We start from the raw sequence: 2992 nt of genomic DNA, 5'->3' as shown, positions 1-2992 counted from the left end.
ACCACCCTGGCCGCGGTTCCGGCGAGCGGTACGCCCGGTGCGCCCGGCGTACGCGCCGTGCCCGGCGGCGCCGAGCTGCGCGGCACCGCGGTGGCCGCCGCCCGCGCCCGCGCGGCCGGACTGCGCCTCGGCAGGTGCTCCGCCGCCGACGTGCCGGACGCCCCGGCCGGCCTGGAGTGCGGCACCGTCACCGTCCCGCTGGACTACGCGCACCCCGAGGGCAAGCAGATCAGACTGACCGTCAGCCGCACCCGGGCCACGCAGAAGGACCCGCACAACAGCAAGCGGAAGGTCCCCCGGCAGGGCGCCCTGGTCTACAACCCGGGCGGCCCCGGCGCCTCCGGCATGTACTTCCCGCTGATCGGCGCGGTCCCGGAGTGGCAGCGGATCGCGTCCGCCTACGACCTGGTCGGCTACGCCCCCCGCGGGGTCGGCCGCTCGGCGCCGCTGTCCTGCGAGGACCCGAAACGGTTCGGCAGGACGCCCACCCAGTCGCCGCCTCACCCCTCGGAGGCGTACAAGCGCGGGCGCATCGCGCGGGCGAAGGCCTACGCCCAAGGCTGCGCCCAGCGCTCCGGCAGCGGGCTGCGCTTCTACAACTCCCTCAACAACGCCCGTGACCTGGACGTCCTGCGGGCGGCGCTGGGCGAGGACCGGCTGACGTTCATGGGCGCCTCGTACGGCACCTACTTCGGCGCGCTGTACGCGGCGATGTTCCCCTCCCATGTGCGCCGGATGGTGCTGGACTCGGCGGTGAACCCGGACCCGGCGCAGATCTGGTACCGCAGCAACCTCGACCAGTCGGCCGCGTTCGAGCAGCGGTGGGCGGACTTCCGCGACTGGATCGCCCGGCACGACGACGTGTACCGGCTGGGAAACACCCCGGAGAAGGTGCAGCGCGGCTACGACACCGCCCGGGACCGGCTGGCCGCGAAGGCGGCGGACGGCAGGGTCGGGCCGGGCCAGCTGCAGAACGCGTTCCTGATGGCCGGCTACTACGACGACTTCTGGCCGAGCCGGGCCGCCGCCCTCTCGGCCTATCTGCACGGCGACCCGAAGCCGCTGGTCCGGCTGGCGGCGCCGAGCGCCGGGACGGCCACCGAGGCGGAGAACACCAGCGCGGTGTACACGGCCGTGGAGTGCAACGACGCGCCCTGGCCCACGGACTGGAAGGTCTGGGACCGGGACAACACCCGGCTGGCCCGGGTGGCACCCTTCGAGACCTGGGACAACGCGTGGATGAACCTGCCGTGCGCCTACTGGCCGGCGCCCCGGCAGCAGCCGCTGGACGTGCGGACCGGGCCGGGTGAGCTGCCGCCGGTGCTGATCCTGGCGGCCGAGCGGGACGCGGCGGCGCCGTACACGGGCGCGCTGGAGATGAACCGGCGGTTGGCCGGCTCGGCGCTGGTGACCGAGCGGGACGCGGGCAACCACGGCATCGGCGGCGGCCCCAACAGGTGCGTCGACGGGTACCTCGACGGCTATCTGCTGGAGGGCCGCGTCCCGGCACGGCACGCCTCCTGCGCGCCGCACCAGGAGCCGAGGCCCGACGCCCCGGCCGGCCGCGCCCCGGGGCAGTCCTCGCGGGACGCAATCAAGGGCAAGGCCGACCGGCGCTGACGATCAGGCGAGACCCGCGACCAGGTCCGCGATGTCCTTGCGGCGGCCCGTGAAGAACGGCACCTCCTCGCGGACGTGCCTGCGGGCCTCGGAGCCGCGCAGGTGGCGCATGAGGTCGACGATGCGGTGCAGCTCGTCGGCCTCGAAGGCGAGGACCCACTCGTAGTCGCCGAGGGAGAACGAGGCGACCGTGTTGGCGCGCACGTCGGGGTAGCCACGGGCCATCTTGCCGTGGTCGGCGAGCATGCGGCGGCGGTCCTCGTCGGCCAGCAGGTACCAGTCGTAGGAGCGCACGAAGGGGTAGACGCTCACGTAGTTGCGGGGCGTCTCGTCGGCGAGGAACGCCGGGATGTGCGAGCGGTTGAACTCGGCGGGGCGGTGCAGCGCCATGTTCGACCACACGGGCTCCAGCGCGCGGCCCAGCTTCGTGCGGCGGAAGAGGTTGTACGCCTCCTGCAGCTGGTCGCTGTTCTCCGCGTGCCACCAGATCATGAGGTCGGCGTCGGCGCGCAGACCCGACAGGTCGTACGTGCCGCGGATGGTCACGTCCTTGGCGGTGAGCTGGTCGAACAGCTCCTGGACCTCGTCGGCGTAACCGGCGCGGTCCTCGGGCAGCACGTCCTTCAGCTTGAAGACCGACCACAGGGTGTAGCGGATGACCTCGTTGAGGTCCTTGGCCAGCTTGCCCTTGTTCGGGATCCTGCCGGTCTCGGGGGTGGAGGCGTCGTCACTCATGTTCCTATTCTCCCGCTCCGCCGTGCAGACTCTGCACCGGGTTGGCCGTCAGATGCGCCACTGCGTCCAGGTCGCCGCCGAGCTGGTCCACGGCCGCGTAGGCGCTCGCGATGCAGGCCGGGATGCCCACGCCGTCGTACTGCGCGCCGCACATCGCGAGGCCCGGCAGCTTGGCGACGTGCTCGCGGATGCGGGCCACGCGCGCGTGGTGCCCGACCGGGTACTGCGGCAGGCCGTCGGTCCAGCGGGTGACCCGGGTGCGCAGCGGCACGGCGTCCAGGCCGATGGCCTCCCGCAGGTCGTGCCGGGAGACCTCGACCAGGTCGGCGTCCTCCAGCCGGAGCACCTCCGTCTCGCCGTACCGCCCGACGGAGGTGCGCAGGACGACCACGCCGGGGTCCTCCTCGGCGATCCAGCCCCACTTCTGGGAGGCGAAGGTCGAGGCCTTGATGGTGCGCCCGTCGACGGGCGGCACGAGGAAGCCGCTGCCCTCGGGCAGGTTCAGGTCGGCGCGCCGGTAGGCGAGGGTGATCAGGGCCATCGAGGCGTACTCGACGGCGGCCAGCTGGACGAGATGGTCACCAGGACGTACAAGCTCGACGACATCCAGCAGGGCTACCGAGACCTGCACGACGGC

Annotated in this window: 3 protein-coding genes; 1 reads left to right on the top strand and 2 read right to left on the bottom strand. The window is 72.9% G+C overall.

Features of this window, described 5'->3' with window-relative positions:
- Positions 1–1620 (top strand): alpha/beta hydrolase (locus ACWEN3_RS44360; protein ID WP_452983794.1); only part of this gene is annotated, 1620 nt, incomplete at its 5' end.
- Between the two features lie 3 nt (positions 1621–1623).
- Here ACWEN3_RS44360 and hemQ read toward each other — a convergent pair.
- Complete coding sequence (hemQ, locus tag ACWEN3_RS44355) at positions 1624–2355, bottom strand: hydrogen peroxide-dependent heme synthase (RefSeq protein WP_452983792.1); 732 nt, start codon at positions 2353–2355, stop codon at positions 1624–1626.
- A 4-nt stretch (positions 2356–2359) separates the two neighbouring features.
- A partial coding sequence (locus ACWEN3_RS44350; RefSeq protein ID WP_452983789.1) for a protoporphyrinogen/coproporphyrinogen oxidase occupies positions 2360–2992 on the bottom strand: 633 nt, incomplete at its 5' end.

Source organism: Streptomyces sp. NPDC004561 (assembly GCF_053602155.1).
Note: the sequence above shows the minus strand (reverse complement) of the source record. Positions and strands in the feature narration are given on the sequence as shown.

What these genes read in the sequence shown, in the direction of transcription:
- hemQ (WP_452983792.1), bottom strand. Translation starts at nt 2,355, where the DNA reads ATGAGTGACGACGCCTCCACCCCCGAGACCGGCAGGATCCCGAACAAG.